This window comes from Paraburkholderia sp. D1E, assembly GCF_052682275.1.
In genome coordinates this window covers 1,358,237-1,380,339 of the sequence record NZ_JBQYMB010000001.1, presented here as the reverse complement: position 1 = coordinate 1,380,339, position 22,103 = coordinate 1,358,237, and the positions used below count along the sequence as shown (strand labels likewise).

The window sequence follows — 22,103 nt, the reverse complement described above, 5'->3', positions numbered from 1 at the left end:
CGCCGAGCACCGCTCGTCAATGCCATTGGAATTTTTCGAGACCGCATTGTCGCATGGCCGCCCGCCCCTGCCGAAGCCATTCGCCGACGTTTTTCCGTTTTTAAGACGACGTCTCGTCCTGCCGGAACTGCTTGACGCCATGCAACTGACGCAAGCGTGCGCAGATCGCCTCATATTCGGTATTCGACACGCGGTGCAACGTGATCACCACTTCATCGCACTCCGGCGCGTCGTCGCTCTGCTGCATCACGAATTGCTTGACGCGCGGGCTCGCAGCGCCGAGTTCGTCGTGCAGCGAATGGAACGTCATGGTGCCGCGCTCGACGATCATTGTCAGCTGACGCCGTTGCTTCACAGTGATGAAACGGCGCTCGAGCGGCTTGATCCCGGCGAGGATAATCAGAATGATGATCGTCGCAGCGATCGATGCCGTGTACAGCCCACCGCCAACCGCCAGCCCGATGGCCGCGACCGACCAGAGACTCGCCGCCGTCGTCAGCCCGCGGACGATTTCGCCGCGCAGCAGAATCGAGCCCGCGCCGAGAAAGCCGATGCCGGAGACCACCTGTGCGGCCATCCGCGACGGGTCGAGCACAACGTGATCGCCTGTCAGTACTTCAGCAAAACCATAGGCCGATACGATCATGATGAGCGTGGAACCGACACAAACCAGCATGTGCGTGCGTAAGCCCGCGGCCCACGAAAGCCGTTCGCGCTCGAAGCCGATGACGCTGCCGAGCGCAGCGGCCAGCACCAGACGGGAAATGAGTTCGAGGTTCCCCAACATTGTTTTTCCTCCTTATCTGAAATTATTTGAAGCGTGTCCCGCACCTGTAGTGGAGTGCCAACGGCAGCCGTTTGCTTTATGCTTGGCCGCACGCCGTCGCGCGGATTGCTGGGACAGTCGTCATGCTGCTTCCGGGCCATCTCATTGCAGGCCAATCAGTAATCAGTATCCACGATCACCAGCACAGCACGAACGCCAACAACCGCGCCGCCGCGAGAGCCAAAAATTCCGCCGTCGCTTCGAATGACCCGTTTGACCAACCGAACTATGCAGAGCATGACCCCTTCCCCCGCTTCGACGATCGCGCTCGCCACCACACTGCGCGATCATTTCACTCGCGTGGTGCTGCCGCTGTGGCGCGGGCCGGGTTTCAACACCGCGCTAAAGCTGCCGTACGAAGCGGTCAGTGCCGAGGGTCCCGAGCCGTTGCCTGCGGAGCGCTACCGGGCCATGGCGTGCGCGCGACAATTGTTCGTGTTCTCGCAAGCAGGCGATGCGGCGCACGCCCAGGTGCTGTTCGATTCGCTGATGCACACCTTTCAGGACACGCGCCACGGCGGATGGTTCTATAGCGTCGATGCACAGGGCGCGCCGCTCGACACCACCAAAGACCTGTACACGCATGCGTTCGTGGTATTCGCTTGTGCGGAATACGGCGGCCGTTCCGGCAACCGCGACGCGCTGGAAGTCGTGCATCGCACGTCGGCGCTGATTCAGTCGCACTTCGCGGCTAGTGACGATCTGTTCAACGCCGCGCTCACCGCGGACTTCGCCGGCGTGACCGGCACGCCGATCCAGAATCCCCTGATGCACCTGACGGAAGCCTGGCTGGCCGCCCGCGACGCCACGCGCGACAATGCCTTCGACGCCGCACTGCGCCGCCTTGCCGGCGCCGTCGCGCATCACTTCGTGCATGCGCCGACCGGCTGCATCGCTGAATTGCCGATTGGCGCGGACGACAACCGTCTGGAACCGGGACACCAGTTCGAATGGTTCTGGCTGGTCAAACAGGCAGGCGCGTTGTTCGAAGCCACGGGTCTCGACGAATCGCTGACGCGCGCGTTCAGCTTCGCGCAGCAATATGGTGTCGATCCGCAAACGGGCGGCGTGTGCGCCTCGCTCGACGAAACCGGAGGAATCAAGGACGCCACCCAGCGGATATGGGCTCAGACGGAATATCTGCGCGCACTGGCGAGCCATGACGACCCGGCTGTGCTTGCCGCGCTGCCGCGGCAAATCGAGCTTTTCCAGCAACGCTTTCTGCGTCCACAAGGCTGGTTCGAATGCAAAACGGCGGCCGGTGAAGTGGCGCGTGCCGACATGCCGTCGACCACACCCTATCATCTCGCAACCGCCTATGACGCGTTGCCGGGCTAAGCGCCGGCCGCCGTCTTGCCGGGCATCGGCGTTAAAAGCCGACTGACCGGTCAATCAATATTCTTCGCGTTGCCAAGGTCCCCAATCGGCGTCGGCAGTCTTAAATCGCGTGTAGGTCGCGCTTTGTCCGGTGGGGGTATCCGATGTGTCGCCGTGCGGCTTTTTGTCGGTCGTGTGAAGGGCAAAAGCCTGGTGGTCTTCGGTATCGACCGTGATACGGCCAACCGGATCCGGAGCGCCTTCTTGAGGTGATTTCGACTCCAATATCGCGAGATAAGGGGTCAAACGACTCCAGAACGAGGTGAGTTCTTCTTGCAAATAATGTGTCAATGTTTTTCCTGGAAGAGTAATACAACCAGTTTACCCTACCGGCTGGGACACCCCTGCAAAATGCTTCCAAGCCCCAAAAGGGCCCAATCAGGGGAATACCCGAATACTTGTTGATTGGCGTCCATCATAAAGACGTGATACAACTCGTACTTCGCGCTCGATCTCGTGTTGAGAAATAGCGGTCGCGAATGCAACACACAACATTTACTGGATTAAAAATGGCAACAGGTACTGTGAAGTGGTTTAACGATGCAAAGGGCTTTGGCTTCATCACCCCGGACGACGGCGGCGAAGACCTGTTTGCACACTTTTCGGAAGTTCAAGGCAGCGGCTTCAAGTCCCTGCAGGAAAACCAGAAAGTGACGTTCGAAGTCAAGCAAGGCCCGAAGGGCAAGCAAGCTGCGAACATCCAGCCGGCCTAAGTACCTTCAGGTACTTTGAGGCACGCTTAGGCGCTTGCGTCTGATGCAAAATGGCCCGCTTCGGCGGGCCATTTTCTTTTGCAGATGCCCTCTTTTGGGGCGCGTGCGCGGCCTAAATTGCCCGCATCCCCGACAGCGCAAACCCCGCTGCTTGCCCGCGCATCTCGTCCATTTGTTGCGTCCGCAACACAGTTTCCGAAATTTCGAAGACCGAGACGGCCTCCTTCAATTGCTGCGTCTGCTGATGCAGTGAGGCTGCCGCTGCGGCTGCTTCTTCGACGAGCGCCGCGTTCTGCTGCGTCATCTCGTCCATCTGCACCACCGCCTGATTGACCTGCTCGATACCCGTGCTCTGCTCGAGCGACGACGCGCTGATTTCCGCCATCATCTGGGTGACCCGCGAGATCGATGCGGAAACGTTTCTCATCGCCTCGCCGGCATGCTCGACCAGCGTCGAGCCGCCCTGAATCTCGGCAACCGACTCGCTGATCAACGTCTTGATTTCCTTCGCCGACTGCGCGCTGCGCTGAGCAAGCCCGCGGACCTCGCCCGCCACCACGGCGAAACCGCGGCCCTGTTCGCCCGCACGCGCCGCTTCGACGGCCGCGTTCAGCGCGAGGATATTGGTCTGGAACGCGATGCCGTCGATCACCGAGATGATCTCGGCGATCTTGTCCGAGCTTTGCGCGATGCCACGCATCTTGTCGACCACCTCGTTGACCACTTCGCTGCCGCGCGAAGTCGCCTCAAGGGCGGACTCCGCGAGTGCATTGGCTTCGCGGGCGTGATCGGCGTTCTGGCGCACCGTGGCGGTCAATTCCTCCATGCTCGATGCGGTTTCTTCAAGCGATGCCGCCTGGTTTTCGGTGCGAGCCGACAGATCGGCGTTGCCGGTGGCGATTTCATTGGCACCGAGGTGAATCGAGTCGGCGGATTCGCGCACGGTTTGCACGGTGCGCGCCACACTGGCCTGCATCTTCGCCAGGCCCGAGAACAGGCGGCCGATTTCATTCGTGCCGCGCGCGGCGATCGGCTGGTCGAGGCGCCCCTGCGCAATGCGATCGAAGTGACGGCCGGCTTCTTCCAGCGGCGCCACCACGCCCCGGCGTAGGGCGGCGTACACCCCAACGGTGCCCACCACCAATACCAGCAGGATCGCAATACTGACGCCGCGGAACATGGCCATACGGGCATCGATCGAATCGAGCGACGCACGGCTCGCGGCGTCGCCGAATTGCACGAACTTGTGCGACTCGGCCAGGTAGGCGTCCTGGAACGACTGGGTCGGCTGGTCGAGAAAGGCCTGAATATTGTTCGAATCGAGAAACTGCGCCAGTTCCGAGAGCGCGTCGTGCAGCTTTTTATAGCGCTCGGCGAGTGCGGCGGCGCGCGCACTGTTTTCGTCGCTGGTCTTCTGCACGCTCATGAAGGCGCTGAACGATTGATCCGCGGCTGTCAGCTGTTCGCGAGCGTGCTGCACGATGTCGGTCGGCTCGGCGCCGCCGCGCACCATGCGCGTACCGGCGCGTGACAGGTTGATGCGCGCATCCATCAGGCGCTGGGTCGTTTCATTGACCGCGTCCACCTGCTTCAAGGCGATGCTCGACAGATCACCCACGTCGTCGTGAGTGCGCGTGAGTGACCAGAACCCCAAACCCACCGTGACAAGCTGGAAAACGCAGAACGCGGCCAGAACACACAACAGGCCGGATGCGACCTTGATCTTGCTGAACATCGTGAACACCTGAAAACAAAGAATGACGGGAGATCTACGTCAGGGTTAACGGCAAGGCCGAACTTTGCTTGAGATCAATGTCGTCAAAAATCGTCTTACATCCCCTTTTCATCGGCCAACTCCGCAATTCAAGTCATTTCGCACAACAATGCCGAGCAGATATTTCCGATTCACCTTGACGCCGTGCGCCGGCGCTTCCTAGAGTGGGTAGGGACTGCACAACGCACGCCGGTGCAGATGCCACTGCGGGCCACGCCCGAAGGACTCACGATGACCGACCTCCTCGACCGGGCGCGCGGCGCACTGCATGCCCAGCCGTTCAGCATGCTGCTAGGCGCCGAGCTGATGCACACAGGCACTGACGAATTGACACTATGCCTGCCGATCCGCGACGAGCTGCGGCAACAACATGGCTTCGTGCATGGCGGCGTCATCAGCTATCTCGCGGACAATGCGCTGACGTTCGCCGGCGCGCTGTCGCTGGGCCCGAAGGTCGTGACCGGGGAGTACAAGATCAACTATCTGCGGCCGGTGGTGAACGGCACGCTGATCGCGCGGGCGAAGGTTGTCTACGCGGGCCGGCTTCAGGCAACCTGCCAGTGCAACGTGTATGTGATGGACGGTGGCCGCGAGAAGCTCGTCGCTGTTGCACAAGGCACGATCAATCGCATCAGCGAGAACGGCGAGCACGAACCGGCGGGGTGAACGTCGATCGATCGGTCGCGCTGCCTGCGAGGCCGTGTCAACTCAACACGCGTGAACGCGACGGGATGTTCGCGCGCGGATCCATAAAAAAGGCCGTTCCTGCTCGATGCGGGAACGACCCTTTTATCAGCAACGCATTTCAACTCAGCAGCAAGCGAATCACTCCGCCGCGTAAGTCGTCTGCTTCTGCTCTCCTAAACCTTCAATGCCGAGACGTATCGTCTGGCCCGGCTTCAGGAACACTGGATTCGGCTTCACACCCATGCCGACGCCCGGCGGCGTGCCGGTTGAAATCACATCACCTGGCTGCAGGCTCATGCACTGCGACACATACGACACCAGCTTCGCAACGCCGAACACCATCGTCTTTGTGCTGCCGTTCTGGTAGCGGTGGCCATCCACTTCGAGCCACAGGCCCAGGTTCTGCGGATCGGCAACTTCATCGCGCGTCACGACCCAGGGGCCGATCGGGCCGAACGTATCGAAGCCCTTGCCCTTGTCCCACGTACCGCCGCGTTCGATCTGCCATTCGCGTTCCGACACGTCGTTGATCACGCAGTAACCGGCGACGTAGTCGAGAGCATTGGCTTCGTCGATATATTTCGCCGGCTTGCCGATCACCACACCGAGTTCGACTTCCCAGTCGCACTTCTTCGATCCACGCGGGATTTCGACGTCGTCGTTCGGGCCGCAGATCGCGCTCGTCCACTTGTTGAAAATCACCGGTTCCGACGGCACCGGCAGATTCGATTCAGCCGCGTGATCTGCATAGTTGAGCCCGATGCAAATGAACTTGCCGATCTTGCCGACGCATGGGCCCATGCGCGGATTGCCTTCGACCAACGGCAGCGAAGCCGGATCGAGCGCGCGCAGTTTGGCGAGACTTTCGTCGCTCAGCGCGGCGCCGTCGATATCGCCAACGACCTTCGACAGATCGCGAATCTTCCCTTGCGCGTCGAGCAGGCCTGGCTTTTCCTGGCCTTTCGGCCCATAACGAAGCAGTTTCATCGTTGCACTTCCCTTTACGTTCAGTGATATTCGGTTCGTGTTTCAGCGTTGATCTGTGCGCGTCAGTTTGACCAGCCGCCGTCGATCACATGCGCATGACCGGTGGTGAACGACGATTCGTCAGACGCGAGATACAGCGCCAACGCGGCGATCTCTTCCGGCTTGCCGATGCGGCCCATCGGCTGACGTGCGACAAAAGCCGCTTGCACGGCGTCGAGCGTCGCGCCTTGCGCCTTGGCCTGCTCTACGATCCGCTGTTCGAGCGACGGCGAAGCCACCGTGCCCGGGCAAATCGCGTTACAGCGTACACCACGCGTGATGAAGTCTGCAGCAACGGACTTCGTCAATCCGATCACCGCGGCTTTCGACGCGCTATATGCAAAGCGGTTGGGCACGCCCTTTACGCTCGACGCTGCCGACGACATGTTGATGATAGACCCGCCGCCCTTCTCCAGCATGGCGGGCAAAAACGCACGGATCATGCGGTACATGGCCTTCGCATTCAGATCGAAGGCGAAGTCCCAATCTTCTTCGCTGCATTCGAGGATGTTGCCGGCATGCACGAAGCCAGCGCAGTTGAACAGCACGTCGATCGGGCCGAGTTCGGCCGCCAGCGCCTTGATCGCCGCGTTGTCGCGCACGTCGAGCTTGCGCGCCTCGACCGGCTTGCCAGCGAGTCCGTCGATGCGGATATCGGTGGCGATCACGCGCGCGCCTTCGCGCGCGAACAGTTCCGCCGTGGCAAGGCCGATACCTTGTCCTGCCGCGGTGATCAGGGCCGTCTTGCCGGCCAGTCTTTGTGTCATCTACGACTCCAGTTGAATGGGCTTCTCTTGTCTTCGTAACGCGTGTTCGTCACATCAAAGTCGATAAAACGCAGTGGCGTTGCCGCCGAAAACCGCTTCGCGCTCGTCGTCACTCAGTGAGGCGAGCAACGTGTTCGACACCGAGTGCCAGAGCAGGTAGTCGCCGTTCAGATCGAGCACCGGCCAGTCGCTGCCCCACATCAAACGTGCCGGACCGAATGACTTCAGCAGATGCTCGACGTACGGTTGCAGCGTTTCCTCGGTCCAGCCAGGTGACGCTTCTGTGACGAGTCCCGACAGCTTGCAATGGACTTGCGGTAATTTTGCGAGCCGCGTGATTGCATCGGCCCATGATTGCCAACCCGCGCGACCGTAGCGGATCGGCGGCTTCGCACCGTGATCGACAACGATGCGCAGCGCCGGATAACGCGCCGCGAATGTTTCGAAATGCTCAACGTGCCGCGCGTAAATCAACGCGTCGAACGCGAGGTCGTGCGCGATCAGCGCCTCGATCGCGGGTGCGAGATCCGGGTTCGCAATCCATGTGTCGTCGGGCAGATCCTGCAACATCGGCCGTACGCCCTTGAACTTCGGCTCATGCGCGAAAGCGTCAATGACAGCCGGCGCATTCGGCAACAGCAAGGGCACCCAGCCCACCACGCCCGCAATCGACGGCTCTTTGCGCGCGATGTCCAGCAAGTAGCGTGTTTCGTCGATCGTCGGCGCCGCCTGCACCACCACCGTCCGCTCGATGCCCACTCTTTCGCGCAAGGGTTTGAGATCGGCGGGACCAAACGGCCGGTACAGGATTTTCAGTTCCGGCGTAAGCCACTCGTAGTCGCCCCGGGCGGGGTCCCAATAGTGCTGGTGAGCGTCGATATGCATCGTCAAATCAATCCTCTGGCGCGGGCGCGCGGCTGTCGAGCAAGCCTTTGTCACGCAGCGCGGACCACAAGTCCGCCGGGATCGGCTGCTCGAACGACGCGGCGTTCTCACGCAATTCGTCGGCACTGCGCGCGCCGGTCAACACGCTCGCGACCGCCGGATGCGCATACGGAAACTGCAAGGCCGCGGCAGCAAGCGACACGCCATGTACCCGGCACACCGCTTCCAGCCGCGCGACGCGCTCAATGACTTCTGCAGGCGCGTCGCCGTAATTGAATTTCAGATCGCCTCCGACGCCGCGCGCCAGAATGCCCGAGTTGAACGCGCCGCCTAACAGGATGCTGACGCCACGCGTTTCGCATGCCGGCAAGAGGTCGCCGAGGGTGGTCTGTTCGAGCAGCGTATAACGGCCGGCAAGCAACGCGCAATCGATATCGAATTCGGCCATTGCATCGAGTATGACTGCGCCTTCATTGACGCCAAGCCCAACCGCCTTCACCGCGCCCGAGGACCGCAAATCATCGAGCGCACGAAAGCCGCCGCCCTCGGTCAACTGCCGCCAATAATGAGGGTTCTTGTCGCCATGCGTGAGACGGCCGATATCGTGCACGAGAAGAATGTCGATATCCACGATGCCGAGGCGCTGCTGGCTGTCTTCGAACGAACGCAGAATGCCGTCATGCGTGTAGTCGTAGATCCCTTCGAAGGGCAGCGGGTCTTGCCAGCCATCCTTTGGATCGTAAGGCGTGGTGCGAGGCACAAAACGGCGGCCTACTTTGGTGGACAACACGTACTCGCTGCGCGGATAGCGGCGTAGCGCATCGCCAAGACGGTGCTCGGCCTTCGTGTTGCCATAGTGCGGCGCAGTATCGAAGTAACGCACGCCGGCGTCCCACGCGGCGGCAATCGTCGCGTGGGCTTCTTCATCGGACAGATCGCGATAGAGGCCGCCCAGCGGCGCCGTACCGAGCCCCAATCCTGTCACTTGCAATGCGCGGCGGCCGATGCCGCGCCGCTGTTCGATCTTCGAACCGACCGTTGCCGTCATGGACTGCGTCTCCTATGTCGATCAGAGTTGGCGCTTTAGCGCTTACTCTGATCCCATGCAAAGCTGTCGATCAGAGTTAGTGCTTTAGCACTTACTCTGATCCATCTGTGTTTTTACCACGCGGTGACGAGATTTGCCCACCACGCTAACGGATTGTCCGCCGACAGGATCGCGCATGGACCGCTCAGTGCGACGCGATCGCAACAACCCGATGCGGCGATGCAGCGCTCGACGGCAAACACGCCGGGCCCACCGGTTCAAAAGTCTTGTACGTCAGGATGAATTCCTGATGTCCGAGCATTTCAGATTTCGACGCCGCACCGAGTGACACCGCGACCGTTTGCTCGAACACTTCGCGACCGACTTCGTCGAGCGTGCCGCGACCTTCGAGAATGCGACCTGCATCGACGTCCATATCACCGGCGAGGTTGCGGTACGTCGAGGGATTCGCGCACACCTTAATGACCGGCGAAATCGCCGAGCCGACCACGGATCCGCGTCCGGTCGTGAACAGAATCACATGCGCACCGCATGCAATCAGTTCGCCGATTTCCGCGTTGTCGCTGATGTTCGGAAAGCCGAAGCGCGGTTCGCCGTCCGGTACGACGTCGAGAAGATAGAGGCCACCGGTCGGCGGAACGTCACCGGGTTTGATGATGCCGACAATCGGCGATGCCCCGCTCTTTGCATACGCACCTAAAGATTTTTCTTCCTGCGTGGTGAGGCCGCCGTCCGCATTGCCGACGGCAAAACTGCCATGCCCAAGGATCGAGTAGTAGCGCGCCGCCTTCGCTACGCAGGCGATAATTTCGTCTCCGAGTTCCGGCCTTGCGGCGCGCGTTTTCATGTGAAATTCGCAGCCCACCAGCTCGCCGGTTTCTTCGAAGATGCAGGTCGCGCCCGCGTCGATCAGATGATCGAACGCACGGCCCACGGCCGGGTTCGCGGTGATGCCGCTGGTGCCGTCCGAACCGCCGCAAATCGTGCCGATCACCAGTTCGCTCAGTGCCATCGGCACTTTCTGCTGCGCGGCAAGCTGCTTGCGTGCATCGCGAATCCAGTCGACACCGTATTGAATCGTGCTGCGCGTGCCGCCTTTCTCCTGAATCGTCAGGACTTCGACGGGACGTCCGCTCGCACGCACAACGTCGACGAGGTAATGCTTGTTCATGCTCTCGCACCCGAGCGACACGAACAGCACCGCACCCACGTTTGGATGCGTGGTGAGGCGCTCGAGCATCTTTTCGGCGTACCCATTCGGATAACAACCGGGAAAGCCGATCAGATGCACCGGCGGCTCGCGCACGGCCGAAGGATCGTCGAATGCATCGAGCGGTTCTCGAAACTGCGTGACGATCTCGCGCGCGACGTGATGCGCGCACTCGACCAGATACGCCACCGCGACTATATTGCGGATGCCCTTGCGGCCATCGCTGCGCAGGTAGCCTTGCAGCATGGGCTGCTGCGTGACGGCGGATGCTACGGAAGTGTCAGTCATGGTCATTCCAGCGCGGCGCAAAGCCACGTCATTGTGCTCAACTCAGTGATGGACAAACTCGTGGCCCGCGTCGTGCGTATAAGTGGGCAGATAATCGCTTTCGAGGTTGTGCGTATGCAGATGCGCACCGCGCGCCACCGCCCCGGTCACATGCCCGATCACTGCACCGTAACGCAGCACCTTGTCGTCTTTCGAGAGATCCCGGCGCGCTACCTTGTGGCCGAGGTCGATGGTTTTGGCGAGCGTCACGCGTTCGCCCTCGATCTCGACTTGCGTGCCTGCATCGAGACGCGCCGCCGCGATCAGGCAGTTATCCGCAGGACTGAGCAGGATCAGGCGTGGGTCGGTTTGCGATGTTTGCATTGGACGGCTGGTCAAATGAGTTCTCCGTGATGCGTACGCATTAGTTCTGGCCTTCGCCGCTGGCGAGCCGTGCCACCATCAGCGAACCGAGGATAATCGCGCCATAGATCGCCTGAATCCAGAACGACGGCACCTGGGCAAGCGTCAGCAGGTTCTGCACGACACCGAGCAGCAACACGCCTGAGAGCGCGCCGAGCATCGTGCCCTTGCCGCCGTCGAGCGAAATGCCGCCGATCACCGCCGCCGCGAACACCGTAAAAATCATGCCGTTGCCCTGATTCGCGTTGATCGCGCCGACATACCCGGTCACGATCAGGCCACCCACCGAGGCCAGCATGCTGCCGAGCACGAATACGCCCCACGTAATACGCTCAACGCGAATCCCCGCCGCGCGCGCTGCTTCCGGATTGCCGCCAATCGCGTATAGCGCACGGCCCAGGCGGTGGTAACGCAGCACGAACGCCGCGATCGCAAATGCGGCCGCCGCGAGCCACACGGACAACGGCAAACCGAGCACGATAGTGGTGGCAAGCGCGAAGAACGACGGCGGCATATCGAACAGCGTGCCGCCTTTGGTCGCGCCGACCAGCATGCCGCGCAACACGATCAGCATCGCCAGCGTGACGATGAATGCGTTCAGTCGCAGACGCACCACCAGGAAACCGTTGACGAAGCCGATCACCGCGCCGACCACGACGATCGCAAGCAGGCCTACCGCCGCCGGCCATTGCGTCCCGAACCCCGCGGACGCCGCCGGCATCACCAGCATCGCGCCAACGGCGGGCGCGATGCCCACTGTCGATTCGAGCGACAGATCGAACTTGCCGGTCAAGACAATCAGCGATTCGGCGAGCACGACCAACGCCAATGCCGCGGAGGCACCGAGCACGCTGATCAGATTCGCCTTCGTCAGAAAGCTGGGACTGACAAACGCGCCGATCACGAGCAGCAACGCGAGGGCGGGCAGCAAGGCCAGTTCGCGCAGCCGCGCGAGTTCGCTGCGGGCACGCTTGCCGCGCGCCGCGGTCACGGCGGGCTGCTGCGCCTGACCTTGCGCGGTACTGAATGCAGGGCTGGGCACACTATTCTTCATGGAGACTGACTCCTTCAACGGATGCGATCAGGTCATGGTCTTGCCAACCTGCGGGAAATTCGGCCGCGACACGGCCACGGAACATGACCAGCACACGGTCACAGGTGCGCAGATCGTCGAGTTCGCCGGACACGACCAGCACGGCTTTACCGTCTTCACGCACGCGATCCACGACCGACAGCAACGCCTCTTTCGATTTCACGTCGACGCCCGCCGTAGGATCGATCAGCACGAGCACGTTGGGATCGGTGGCGAGTGCGCGCGCCATCACGACCTTCTGCTGATTGCCGCCCGATAGCCCCGAAACAATGTGCTCGGGACCTTGGGCGACGATGCCGAGCGCATCGATCATCTTCTGGCCGAAGGCATTTTTCTTCGCCGGTGGCGCAATGCCGAATTTGCCGAGCAGACGCGTGATCGTCATCGAGGCGTTTTCGGCAACGGATTGCGTCAGCACCAGCCCTTCGTGATGACGATCCTTCGGCACGCAGCCAATGCCGTGCGCCAGCGCTGCCGGCACGTCACCTGGGGGCAACTTCACGCCATCCACGCTGATCGCGCCGCGTTTGGCCGCACGCAAACCGGCAATCGCTTCGGCCACGCTCGTGCGGCCGCTACTCGTCGCACCGGTCAGCCCGACCACTTCGCCACGCTTCACCGTAAACGACACGCCTTCGTAATCGGACCCCGCCAGATCTTTGACTTCCAGCGCGATGGCGGTGTCCGCAGGCAACGCATCGCGCGCCGCCGCATCGGCGACGGCAAGGCCGCCGCGCTCGCCCGTCATCGCTTCGATCAGTTGCTCGCGCGGCAACGCGGAAACCGGCGCGCTGACGATATGCCGCGCGTCGCGCAGCACCGTCACCGCCTGACAGATTTCATAGACTTCCTGCAGGTGATGAGAAATGAAGAGGAACGTCACGCCTTCGCGCTGCAACTCGCTGATGCGGCGGAACAGACGCTTGATCTCGTCGCCATCGAGTTGCGCGGTAGGTTCATCGAGGATGATGAAGCGCGCGCCGTACGACAGCGCCCGTGCAATCTCCACGAGTTGCCGCGCTTCCACACTCAGATCGCCGGCGCGCGCGTCTTCGCGCACGTCGATCTTCCAGTGATCGAGCAGCTCACGCGCGTCGCGGCGCATGGCGCGCCAATCGATCACGCCGCCGCGTGACGGCTGCCGGTTGATAAACAGATTCTCCGCGACGGAGAGATCGCGGATGATCGTGGAATGCTGATAAACGCAGGCCACACGCTCGCGCCACGCGTCGCGATCCGCGATCGACGGCGCGGCCGCGCCACTGAAACGCACCTCGCCGGTATCGGGCTTGCGCAGACCGGTGAGGATCGACACCAGCGTCGATTTTCCCGCACCGTTGCGCCCGACGAGCGCATGCGACTCGCCGGGCATCACGCGGATGCTCACGTCTTTCAGCGCGGCCGTGGAGCCGAAGCGCTTGGTGACCTCAAGCGCTTCGACGACCGGCATGGAGGGCGTCGGCTCGCTCATTTAACCGTGTTTCCCCACAACGCTTTGTCGTCGACATTCGCCTTTGTCACGAGCGGTGCGGGCAGTTGGTCTTCAAGAAGTCCCGGTGCGAGCTGAATGATGTTGCTGCCATGATCGGTCGGACCCGGTTTGAAGGTTTGTCCGGCGAGCGCCGCCTTGATATAGAACAGGCCGTATTTCGCGTATGAATCAGCAGGCTGCGAGACGGTGGCGTCGATATCGCCGCGACGGATCGCCTCGAACTCCTGCGGGATGCCATCGTTACTGACGATCACGACATGCTTTGCATTGCCGGCGGGAAATAGCATCTGCTTGCGGCGCAGCGTTTGCAGCGTCGGCGACAGATAAACGCCGCCCGCCTGCATGTAGATGCCCTTCACGTCGGGATTGGCGGTGAGCAGACTATCGAGCGCGGTGGCCGCGACATCGCCCTTCCAGGCCGCCGGAATCTCCAGCACCGACAAACCCGGAAAGCCCTTCATGCACGAGCGGAACGCTTCGGACCGGTCGCGCCCATTCACCGAGGCCAGATCGCCCATGATCTGCACAACCTTGCCCGACTTCACATGCTCGCCGATGTACTTGCACGCCTTCTCGCCATACGCACGGTTGTCTGCGCGCACCACCATCGCCACCTTGCCTTGCGTCGGCGCGACGTCGACGGCGACGACCGGCACGTTCTTCGCCGCTGCCGCATCGAGCGCGCGGCTGATCGCCGCCGAATCCAGCGGGCCGACCACGATGCCCTTGGAGCCGAGGTTCAGCAGGTTGTTCATGTCGGTAATCTGCTGGACGGGGTCACCGTTCGAATTGACCGGCGCGAGGATATCCAGACCCATGTCCTTCGCGTACTTGGGCAGATAGTTGTTGTACGACTGCCAGAACGGCGATGTGAGCAGCGGCAGATCGAGACCGATCTTGCCCGCGTCGGCGGCTTGTGCGGCACCGCTGACGGCGAGGCCGGCTACACAAGCAGCAGCCGCGACGGCGAACAGCGAACTCTGGAACATACGGTGAGCCGTGTGCGGCCCTTTTGCGAACGTCATGGTTGTCTCCTCTGTGTCGGTCCGAAGTTGGCGCTTTAGCTGTCGACCAGAGTTCGCGCTTTAGCGCGCTACTCTGGTCCCATGCAAAGCACTTATTCCGGCCCCATGCAAAGCAATGCGTTGTGGGAACTGCGTGCACCCGCCATGCGAGTGGTGGGCGCTTCGTCCTGCGCTGTCTTATGAAGTATTGGTGTACGTTAATTCACCAATGAACGTATTATTCATATACGGACTTTTTGAAGTCAAGCAATGTGCACTGCACCATGCGTCAGTGTTTCCCCTGGACCCGCGTCGCCTCGCACGAGAATCGCCCTACACGTACACTCACCCGGATAATGAGAACTGCACACGGAACCTCGCTCACGATGGACGCTGAAGACAAAGACGACGCCGACCGTTACCGCGCCCCCGCGCTGGACAAGGGCCTCGACATCCTCGAACTGCTCGCCGAGCAGAAAGACGGGCTGACGCGCGCCGAAATCACCAAGCTGCTGGGACGCAACGCGAGCGAGATGTACCGGATGCTGGAGCGACTGGTCGCGCGGCAATACGTGGTGCGCTCGGCGGCGGGCGACCGCTATTCGCTGAGTCTGAAGCTGTATGCGCTCGCGCATCGTCATCCGCCGATGAACCGTCTGATCTCCGAAGCGCTACCGCTCATGCAGCGTTTTGCCGACGCGGCCGAGCAGTCATGTCATCTGGCGGTGTACGACCGCGGCAATCTGCTGGTGATCGCGCAGGTGGACGGACCAGGCACGTGGGGGATGTCGGTACGGCTCGGATCGCGGGTCGGCCTGATCGATACGGGTTCGGGCCGCGTGATGCTCGCGTTTCAAAGCAACGAGCAGCGTGAACAGATGCTCGCGGAACACACCAAGGTGAAGGGCGAAGTCACGATCGATCGCGACGCCCTGGAACAATCCTGCGAACGGATTCGCGCGGCGGGTTTTTCGCAGAAAGACAGTCAGCAGACGTTCGGCGTGACCGACGTCACCTTCCCGGTCCAGGGGCCGTCGGGCCAGGCGATCGCGGCGCTCACCTGCCCGTATTTGCGGCGCATCGACGAATACGTTGCGCCGACATTGGAGACGGCGACGGGGTTGCTGCGCGAGACGGTGCAGGCGCTGTCGATGTTTCGGGAAGAGGCGGTCTAGCGCACATGGTTTAGAATGGCGACCCCCTCAAAAATCACGCCGCGTGGGTCCCCTCATGCGCGCTCAACGATCAAGCAATGGCGAAACTTCTGACCGATTCCGAATTCCTGCGTTTTTCCGAACTCCAGCAGAAGCAGTCGAGCTTCACGATCACGCCCGAAGAAGCCGACGAACTGCGCGACATCGTCGCTCATGCGCAGAAGCGCCGCGACGACCGCGCCGCAGCGATGCAAAGCATCGAGACTTTCATCCAGCAATTCGACATCAGCCCGGACGAGCTGTTTTCGGCCGAGCAGATCGGCGACGCCGCGCGCACCTTCGGTCTGATTCCGGCCGCGAAGAAAGAGCGCGTGCTGCCGCCGTCGTTCACGTTCAACGGCAAGCCGTATCAATGGACCAACCGCGCGCTGCCGGACGATATCCGCGTGCCCTTGTTCGATGCGTTCAAGGCAGGTGAGTCGGTGAAGTCGTTCATCGCGACGCTGAAGGACGCGAACCGTTGCGCGGCGACGATAGCGCGGCTTGAGCGCGAGACTGGCGCTGTTTACGCCGAAGCGTTGCTGGAAGAGTTGTCGGTGACCCGCACGCAGGTCGACGAGGCTGCGGCGAAGCTGTCGGCTTAAAGCTCAATTCTTAACGCCTCGCCTGGCCGTTAGTCTTGCCACATAAGCAGCACAGGCGGTCGGCATCTTTTGCGATTGGCGGCCATCTCGCGGGTGGTGGCCGCGCATTTCACCCTTGAGCACCGGTCTTCGCCGCTCCCGCCAGATTGACCGCTTCGGCAAGCGCCGCCCCCTTTACTTAACCCTGCGCCGTTTCATCCAGCGCCATCCTGAAGCCGACCACGCCCGGATCCTCCGTCGGCGTAATCGTGAAACCGCGCGATCTGGCGAGCGCGATCATCGGACCGTTTTCCCGCAATGCCTCGCCGACCAGCCAATGGATGCCGCGCGCCCGCGCGTACTTGATGATCCGGTCCATCAGCAACTGCCCGAGCTTCCGACCCTTCTGGTCCGAGCGTATCGCGACCGCAAACTCCGCGGTCTCGTTGTCGGGATCGGCGACGGCGCGCACCACGCCGAGCGTCCGCGTGAAACCCTCTTCACTGTCCACTGTCGCGATCAGGGCCATCTCACGGTCGTAGTCGATCTGCGTCATGCGCGCGAGTTGTGAATGATCGAAGCTGCCGACCGCGCCGAAGAAGCGCAGGCGCAAATCTTCAGGCGTCATCGCCTCGACGAAATCGTGATGCGCGGCTTCGTCTTCCGGACGGATCGGCCGCACCGTGACCCGCAGACCTTGCCAGTCGAGCGTCTCTTCAAAGCGCCGCGGGTACGGCACGATCGCAAGCCGACTGCGCGTCGGCGCGATGCTCAGAGTGGGCTCGACCACCACCACATGGTCGGAAAACACCCTCAACGTCAACGCGAGTCCGACGATCTCCTTGACGTCGCAAACCGCCTGCGAGAGCCCCGTCAACGCGGCCAGCGCCGGTTCCGGTGCGATGAGCCGGGCGTAACGCGAACGCGAGACAATGTCGCGCGCCAGCATTGGATTCAGCGGCGGCAGGCCGTACACGCGCAGCGGCTCGGAGACGCCATCCGCCGACGGCGCGGTGAAGCGGAACACAGGGCCGAAGTTGTCGTCGTCGTGAAGCTCCACGGCGAGATCGACGACCGGTTTCTGCGACGGCGTAGCGGCTTGGTCGGTGCCCGCTTGCGTTTCGACGCGCAGCCCGAAGCGCTCAAGAAATTGAGCGGCCGCTTCCCCGGTTAGTTGGTGCTCACCTGCGGCGAGTGCCGCGCGCGCCTGCGCCTGGGCGGCGTCGATTGCTTCGGGAACCTGCGCCGGCAGATCTTCCGGCGTCTGCATCAACAGCTCGCGGCCCATCCGGTAATCGACCAGCCGGGCGAACGCGCGCGCGAGCCGCTGCGGCGTCGTGTGAACCGGGATGCCTTGCGCGTGCAGCGCGTCCCGCGTCGCCGCATCCACGCCGCCGAAAAAGCATGCGAGCAAACCGCGATACGCGAAACGCTGATTCGCGATTAGCGCCTGCGCAACCTCGCCGACCGGCGCGCCATGGGTCGACGCGTGAACCACGAAGGCCGTCCCCGTGCTGCGGTGGTCGGCGAGCAGCTTGAGCGCGGTGCCGAAGTGCTCGGGACGGGCGTCGTCGCCGAGTTGCAGCGGGTTGCCCGGCACCGCGTACGGCAGCGCTTCGGATAGCGCCGCATCGGCTTCGGCGGGCCACGGCGCAAGCGTGTCGCCGGCGGCTGCGAAGGCGTCGCAGGCAAGTGTGGCGAGACCACTGTCGCTCGTGATCAACGTGGCCGTGGCGCCCGCCGCCACGCGACCCACGCCGAGGGTTTCGATTTCGTCGAGCAGATCGTCGAGCGCGTCCACGCGCACCATGCCCGCGCGACGGAACGCGGCGGTGTACAACGCATCGGCGGGATCGGCGCGGCCCGAACGCAGCGCCAGCACCGGCTTGTTGCGCGCCGCCGCCCGGGCCGCCGACATGAACTTGCGCGCGGCGCGCACCGTGTCCAGTTCGAGCAGGATGGCGCGGGTGCCGGGGTCGCTTGCCAGATAGTCGAGCACGTCGCCGGCATCCACGTCGGCCTCGCCGCCGAGCGCCACCGCGTGCGAAAACCCTAGCCCGCGTGCGTGGGCCCAGCCGAGCACCGCATTGGTCAGCGCATTCGACTGCGACACCCACGCCACACCACCCGCTTTCACCGTGCACGAAGGCGCGCCGAGATGCGCGTGGAACGCCGGCGAGACCACACCAAGACTGCCCGGCCCGACGATGCGCAGCAAATGCGGGCGCGCCGCTGACAACGCATGCCGCAGCGCCAGCCGGTCCTCGTCGCAGCGCACCTCGCCGACGATGATCGCCGCGCGCGTGCCCAATCCGCCGAGCTTGTGGATGATGCCAGGCCAGGTGTCCGGCGGCGTGCAGATCACCGCAACGGTGGGCGCGTGTGGCAGATCGCCTGCGTCGCCAATCACCGCACGGCCGTCGAGCGTGTCGTATTTCGGATTGACAGGCCAGACGGGGCCCTCGAAGCCGCCTTCCAGCACACGCCTCCACACCATCTCACCGGTGCTGCCCGGCCGCTCGGAAGCGCCGATCACGGCAACGGATTTGGGTCGAAACAAGGCGTCGAGATTGCGAACGGTCACGGGCGCTCCGCGGAGTGGAGAAGGCGCGCCCGGTGGCCGGCGCGCGTCTTCGTCAGGATAGGCGAAGTCGGGACCTTGCGCGGGGCTCCCGATCGGGCGGCTTGACGTGCACGAGTTTCGGCTTGATCCGAGCCAACGCACACTGGAATTTTTTTAGCGCACTCAGGCAAAATATTGAGCCGGAATGCGACAATCCTCGAGAGGCTAGACGGCACATTGGCCAGAAAAATCGTCGGCAGATGACAGCCTGCATCACGCGTCGGAGACAACGCGCGGCAGGCACACAGCGCGCACATCGATTCCGTGGTCACGTCAGGACGCCAGTCGGCCGGCAACGGATGACCCAAAGAGACAGAAGGTGATTTATGCGGCGCTTGCCATCGCTGATCGCGTTGCGCTTCTTTGAAGAGACGGCCCGTCATATGAGCTTCAATCGCGCGGCCACTGCGCTGTGCGTGACGCAAGGCGCGGTGAGCCGGCAGATCAAGCTGCTCGAGGAGTCGATCGGCACAAAACTGTTCGAGCGCGATCACAAGGGTATCCGCCTGACGCCAGCCGGGCTGCAATTCCTGCCTTGCCTCTCCGAAGCCTTCGACACGATCGAGCGCGGCTTCCGTCAGATCACGGCGGCCAAAGGCCGTCGCCGCCTCGTACTCGCCGTGCCGCCCACTTTCGCCACGCAATGGTTTTCGCCGCGGCTTGGTTCGTTGGCGGACGAGTTGCCCGACGTCGAACTGTCTGTGCGCACGTCGCCCAGCGAGGACTGTCACTGCAACATCCGCTTCGGTCGTGACGCGCTGGCAGGTGCGCGTTCCGAATTGCTGATGATCGAACGCCATGTGCTGGTTGGCGCGCCGCGCCTGCTTGGGCAGCCGCTCGACATGCTGCTAGAACATATGCCCGCGCTGCATGTGCTGCATAACGACGCCAGGCTGGACCTATGGCCGAACTGGCTGGCAAAGGCGGGGATGCCTGCCCGTTACGCGGAGAACGGCACCGAGTTCTCCACGCTGGAGCAGGCGATTCGCGCGGCACGCAAAGGCGGGGGGCTGGCGATCGTCGACCGGAACATGATCGTCGAGGAACTGGCGGACGGCAGTCTTGCGCAGTTTTCCGATATCGAAGTGGCCGGGCCGTTCGGCTACTGGCTCGACGTGGCGCAACGCCACGCGGCGCTTGAGCATGTGCAGGCGTTTGCCGGCTGGATGCGGGAAGAGGTTTTGAAGATGGGGTGAGGTGCGCGGAGCCAGGCTTCCTCGCTCAGGGGTTCGCTGCGCCGGGCTCACCCTCCCTTCATCGGCCAACCATGCATACTGATGTTTAATAGCCCACATACGGGCTGTTAATCTAGTTAATAGCCCATACAAGGACCGTTAAATAGTTTCACTACCGCGTTCTGATGTATCTACTATAATAGCCCTCATGGAGTCCACTAAACCCATTAAAAGCCCATATGAGGGCCGTAACATCGAGAAGCCGCTTCCCACGCCGGTGCAGCGAACGCTCTCGAAACTCGGCGAGGATCTCAACCGTGCGCGTCGCCGACGAGGGCTGACGCAGCAGGCGCTCGCCGAGCGGATTGGGGCGGGACTCAATACCGTCAAGCGAATGGAAGCGGGCGACCCGCGCGTGCAGTTGCACTTCCTGGCTCGGGCGCTCCATCTGTTCGGAGAGTTGCAACGCCTCAACGACCTCCTCGACAGTGGCCAGGACGATACCGGTCTCATGTTGATGGATGAGAAGCTTCCTCAGCGAGTACGCACCCGCAAAAAAGCCACCAAAGCGTTCTGAGGGCCTTGCGAATGAAAACCAAAGCCGCCAAACCCGGTATTCGTCAGAACCTGGAGGTTCACCTCGGGGCGTCCGGGCAACTTGTCGGGCATCTGACCTACGCGAGCCAAGGGCGTCGCGAGATGTCACAGTTCGTCTATGACGATGCCTGGTTGACGAACCCGGACAGATTTGAAGTCTCGCCTGATCTGCCGCTAGTTTCGGGCTATCAGTCGCGTCGGGCAGCCAATGCAGTGGACTCGACGTTTCATTTTGCGCTGGCGGATACCGCACCTGACGCGTGGGGGCGCCGCATCATCGAACGCGCACGCGCCAAAGAACGCAAGAGCAATCCACGTCTGCCGCCCTTGAACGAGCTCGACTATCTGTGCGCAGTGGATGATTTCAGCCGCGTTGGCGCGCTCCGCCTTTGCGAGGACAGCGTATATCTACGCACGGTTGCTGAAGGTCGGCGCACGACGCCGCCTCTGATCGAGCTTGAGCGGATGTATAGGGCAACGCGTGCAGTCGAGACGAGCAAGGACACCACTGAAGACTTGCGCTACCTGCAGGGCAAGGGCACCTCGCTCGGCGGGATGCGTCCCAAGTGCACTTTGCTGGATGAAAACGGCAAGCTGGCCATCGGCAAGTTTCCTAGCGTGAAGGACACCGTCAACGTCACACGGGCCGAAGTGCTGGCGCTGCACCTCGCACGCAAGGCGGGTATCACCACGGCCAATGCCCGTTGCGTTGACCTCAATGGCACGCCGGTTGCCCTCATCGAACGGTTTGACCGGGAAGGCGCTGACTTGCGCATTCCCTATCTGTCCGCCGCCTCAATGTTGCAGGCCTCGCGCCAGGACGATCACGCTTACACGGAAATCGTGGATGTTATGCAGCAGAAATGCTCGCATCCTGACCAGGACGCGCGGGAACTATGGCGGCGGCTGATCTTCAATCTGCTCGTCACCAATACCGACGACCATCTCCAGAACCTGGGCTTCCTGTACGACGGCAATGGTCAGTGGCGCATCGCGCCGGCGTTCGACGTGAACCCGATGCCCGGCAAGCTGCGCGAATCCAAGACGTGGCTCACGGAGGACGCCGGTCCTATCGATTCGGTTCAGATGCTTCTGGACGCGCGCGCGTATTTCGCGCTGTCCGAGGCCCAGGCATGGGTCGTTCTGGCTGAAGTTCTCGACGCGGTACTGGACTGGCAGCAGGTGGCGGTGACGCCCGAGGTCGGCCTTACTCCTCAGGAACTGCCGGACTTAGAGGACGCCTTTGAACATGACCAGACGGACCAGGCTCGCAAGCTGCTGGGGCGGCCGATGCTACGTCCCGAACTCGAGGAAGAAGCAGAATAGCGAGCAGGCGATC

Annotated in this window: 21 protein-coding genes; 8 read left to right on the top strand and 13 right to left on the bottom strand. The window is 62.4% G+C overall.

The window, feature by feature from the left end:
- Positions 1–100: 100 nt before the first annotated feature.
- On the bottom strand, positions 101–787 hold the full coding sequence (locus ACUN0E_RS06485) for an MgtC/SapB family protein (RefSeq protein WP_408239039.1): 687 nt from the start codon (positions 785–787) through the stop codon (positions 101–103).
- A 267-nt stretch (positions 788–1,054) separates the two neighbouring features.
- On the opposite strand from ACUN0E_RS06485, the gene ACUN0E_RS06480 reads away from it, so the two are divergent.
- Positions 1,055–2,164, top strand: coding sequence for an AGE family epimerase/isomerase (locus ACUN0E_RS06480; protein ID WP_445566019.1), 1,110 nt, complete (start codon positions 1,055–1,057; stop codon positions 2,162–2,164).
- Between the two features lie 54 nt (positions 2,165–2,218).
- On the opposite strand, the gene ACUN0E_RS06475 is transcribed toward ACUN0E_RS06480, so the two are convergent.
- A complete protein-coding gene (locus ACUN0E_RS06475) occupies positions 2,219–2,494 on the bottom strand; it encodes a hypothetical protein (protein ID WP_408239033.1) in 276 nt (91 codons plus the stop codon).
- A gap of 218 nt (positions 2,495–2,712) precedes the next feature.
- Here ACUN0E_RS06475 and ACUN0E_RS06470 point away from each other — a divergent pair, with 218 nt between their 5' ends.
- Positions 2,713–2,916: a cold-shock protein gene (locus ACUN0E_RS06470; RefSeq protein ID WP_007178724.1), complete on the top strand. Its 204-nt coding sequence runs from the start codon at positions 2,713–2,715 to the stop codon at positions 2,914–2,916.
- A gap of 112 nt (positions 2,917–3,028) precedes the next feature.
- Here ACUN0E_RS06470 and ACUN0E_RS06465 read toward each other — a convergent pair whose 3' ends face one another.
- Positions 3,029–4,651 carry a methyl-accepting chemotaxis protein gene (locus ACUN0E_RS06465; protein WP_445566018.1) on the bottom strand — a complete coding sequence of 541 codons (1,623 nt, stop codon included), beginning with the start codon at positions 4,649–4,651 and terminating at the stop codon, positions 3,029–3,031.
- Between the two features lie 270 nt (positions 4,652–4,921).
- Between ACUN0E_RS06465 and ACUN0E_RS06460 the strand changes: the two genes are divergently transcribed.
- The gene (locus tag ACUN0E_RS06460; RefSeq protein ID WP_408208335.1) at positions 4,922–5,356 is read left to right on the top strand and encodes a PaaI family thioesterase; all 435 of its coding nucleotides are present in this window, start codon (positions 4,922–4,924) and stop codon (positions 5,354–5,356) included.
- A 159-nt stretch (positions 5,357–5,515) separates the two neighbouring features.
- Here the strand turns inward: ACUN0E_RS06460 and ACUN0E_RS06455 are convergent, their stop codons facing one another.
- The 9 genes from ACUN0E_RS06455 to ACUN0E_RS06415 all read right to left on the bottom strand — a co-directional run bounded on the left by ACUN0E_RS06455 (position 5,516) and on the right by ACUN0E_RS06415 (position 14,577).
- Positions 5,516–6,364, bottom strand: a complete 849-nt coding sequence (locus ACUN0E_RS06455) for an ureidoglycolate lyase (protein ID WP_408336769.1) — start codon at positions 6,362–6,364, stop codon at positions 5,516–5,518.
- A 62-nt stretch (positions 6,365–6,426) separates the two neighbouring features.
- Positions 6,427–7,170 carry an SDR family oxidoreductase gene (locus ACUN0E_RS06450; RefSeq protein WP_408389665.1) on the bottom strand — a complete coding sequence of 248 codons (744 nt, stop codon included), beginning with the start codon at positions 7,168–7,170 and terminating at the stop codon, positions 6,427–6,429.
- A gap of 54 nt (positions 7,171–7,224) precedes the next feature.
- Positions 7,225–8,055, bottom strand: coding sequence for an amidohydrolase family protein (locus tag ACUN0E_RS06445; RefSeq protein WP_445566017.1), 831 nt, complete (start codon positions 8,053–8,055; stop codon positions 7,225–7,227).
- A gap of 7 nt (positions 8,056–8,062) precedes the next feature.
- Positions 8,063–9,103, bottom strand: coding sequence for an aldo/keto reductase (locus ACUN0E_RS06440; RefSeq protein WP_408389669.1), 1,041 nt, complete (start codon positions 9,101–9,103; stop codon positions 8,063–8,065).
- 184 nt (positions 9,104–9,287) lie between these two features.
- Entirely contained in the window at positions 9,288–10,601 is a 1,314-nt protein-coding gene (locus ACUN0E_RS06435; RefSeq protein WP_445566016.1) for a UxaA family hydrolase, read from the bottom strand.
- 42 nt (positions 10,602–10,643) lie between these two features.
- Positions 10,644–10,964 (bottom strand): UxaA family hydrolase, encoded by a 321-nt coding sequence (locus ACUN0E_RS06430; RefSeq protein WP_445566015.1) that lies wholly within the window; start codon positions 10,962–10,964, stop codon positions 10,644–10,646.
- Positions 10,965–11,004: 40 nt separating this feature from the next.
- The gene (locus tag ACUN0E_RS06425; protein WP_408336777.1) at positions 11,005–12,057 is read right to left on the bottom strand and encodes an ABC transporter permease; all 1,053 of its coding nucleotides are present in this window, start codon (positions 12,055–12,057) and stop codon (positions 11,005–11,007) included.
- Positions 12,047–13,567 (bottom strand): sugar ABC transporter ATP-binding protein, encoded by a 1,521-nt coding sequence (locus tag ACUN0E_RS06420; protein WP_408239004.1) that lies wholly within the window; start codon positions 13,565–13,567, stop codon positions 12,047–12,049. The genes ACUN0E_RS06425 and ACUN0E_RS06420 overlap by 11 nt, the downstream gene beginning before the upstream one ends.
- Positions 13,564–14,577, bottom strand: a complete 1,014-nt coding sequence (locus ACUN0E_RS06415; protein WP_408239110.1) for a sugar ABC transporter substrate-binding protein — start codon at positions 14,575–14,577, stop codon at positions 13,564–13,566. Before ACUN0E_RS06415 ends, ACUN0E_RS06420 begins: the two co-directional genes overlap by 4 nt.
- 401 nt (positions 14,578–14,978) lie before the next feature.
- Between ACUN0E_RS06415 and ACUN0E_RS06410 the strand changes: the two genes are divergently transcribed.
- Both ACUN0E_RS06410 and ACUN0E_RS06405 read left to right on the top strand, forming a co-directional pair.
- Positions 14,979–15,767, top strand: a complete 789-nt coding sequence (locus ACUN0E_RS06410) for an IclR family transcriptional regulator (RefSeq protein WP_408239001.1) — start codon at positions 14,979–14,981, stop codon at positions 15,765–15,767.
- Positions 15,768–15,844: 77 nt separating this feature from the next.
- Positions 15,845–16,390 (top strand): hypothetical protein, encoded by a 546-nt coding sequence (locus ACUN0E_RS06405; RefSeq protein WP_408238998.1) that lies wholly within the window; start codon positions 15,845–15,847, stop codon positions 16,388–16,390.
- Between the two features lie 178 nt (positions 16,391–16,568).
- Here the strand turns inward: ACUN0E_RS06405 and ACUN0E_RS06400 are convergent, their stop codons facing one another.
- Positions 16,569–18,953: a bifunctional acetate--CoA ligase family protein/GNAT family N-acetyltransferase gene (locus ACUN0E_RS06400; protein WP_445566014.1), complete on the bottom strand. Its 2,385-nt coding sequence runs from the start codon at positions 18,951–18,953 to the stop codon at positions 16,569–16,571.
- Positions 18,954–19,318: 365 nt separating this feature from the next.
- Here ACUN0E_RS06400 and ACUN0E_RS06395 point away from each other — a divergent pair, with 365 nt between their 5' ends.
- From ACUN0E_RS06395 to ACUN0E_RS06385, 3 genes are all read left to right on the top strand, one after another.
- Positions 19,319–20,188: a LysR family transcriptional regulator gene (locus tag ACUN0E_RS06395; RefSeq protein WP_445566013.1), complete on the top strand. Its 870-nt coding sequence runs from the start codon at positions 19,319–19,321 to the stop codon at positions 20,186–20,188.
- Between the two features lie 187 nt (positions 20,189–20,375).
- Positions 20,376–20,744 (top strand): helix-turn-helix domain-containing protein, encoded by a 369-nt coding sequence (locus ACUN0E_RS06390; RefSeq protein WP_445566012.1) that lies wholly within the window; start codon positions 20,376–20,378, stop codon positions 20,742–20,744.
- Positions 20,745–20,755: 11 nt separating this feature from the next.
- Positions 20,756–22,090 (top strand): type II toxin-antitoxin system HipA family toxin, encoded by a 1,335-nt coding sequence (locus tag ACUN0E_RS06385; RefSeq protein WP_445566011.1) that lies wholly within the window; start codon positions 20,756–20,758, stop codon positions 22,088–22,090.
- The last annotated feature ends 13 nt before the right edge of the window (positions 22,091–22,103 follow it).